We start from the raw sequence: 813 nt of genomic DNA, 5'->3' as shown, positions 1-813 counted from the left end.
ATTTTAGCGGGGTGGCAGAACGTCGCGGAATGGACGCTTACGATTTAATAGCACCTTGGAGGATATGATCATGAATTACATCTGAGCCATAGCGCTCAGTTCCTTCAGGAACGATTTCAATTTCACCGTTTTCGATGAGCCATATACGGTTTTGATGACGGTTGTACCAGACCTTATCGACAAGCTCATCCATGGAGTCTAATATTTCTCTCAACCCTCTGGTTTCTTCTGAAAAATCATGTTCAAACTCGACTTCGGCAAGCAAATCAGGATCAATGTGGTCAATAGCTGGAGTTAGATTATTGAAATATAAAGAATTAGAAAATGAAAATATCTCGTCAAAATCCGAGTGCGGTTTTCGATGATCTTTCGAGGAAAAGTCGTTATGGTTATGGGTAACAAAAATACAAGTATCACAGCTACGATTTAGGCTACTCATAAACTCAAAAAACTGCTCAATGATAACAGCATCTGCGACAGAGTTTTTGTTTATATGAAAAGGCGCTCTTTTTTCTAGTCCACGTTGAATGGCAGCGATTTTTGAACGCTCACTAACTGGAGTTACCACTGCCGATTCAATTAGTCTTTCAACTCTATGGATAGTTGCGTAATTTGCCTCGGTTAAAAGGGGCAGTCTTGCATTGATATCATTCAGAACGTCTATGGTCGCTCCTTGCTTTTCACCAGCAAACTCATTTACCACAGCCTTGACCTGCTTAAATTCTTGAGACAGTCGTTGCGCAGTTTTCTTGTAAGCGCCCATAAATCAGCACCTACAGCCACGCCCTGAAATTGCCCACACTGATTTCCTCG

1 protein-coding gene is annotated in these 813 nt (G+C 41.6%); it reads right to left on the bottom strand.

Translation table 11 applies throughout. From position 1 onward, the window contains the following. Positions 1-37: 37 nt before the first annotated feature. The gene (locus INT21_RS12105; RefSeq protein ID WP_193085253.1) at positions 38-763 is read right to left on the bottom strand and encodes a PIN domain-containing protein; all 726 of its coding nucleotides are present in this window, start codon (positions 761-763) and stop codon (positions 38-40) included. Positions 764-813: the final 50 nt, after the last annotated feature.

The sequence above is a fragment of the Halomonas sp. 3F2F genome (assembly GCF_014897805.1).
Classification (GTDB): Bacteria; Pseudomonadota; Gammaproteobacteria; order Pseudomonadales; family Halomonadaceae; genus Vreelandella.
This window is presented reverse-complemented; position numbering and strand designations above follow the sequence as displayed.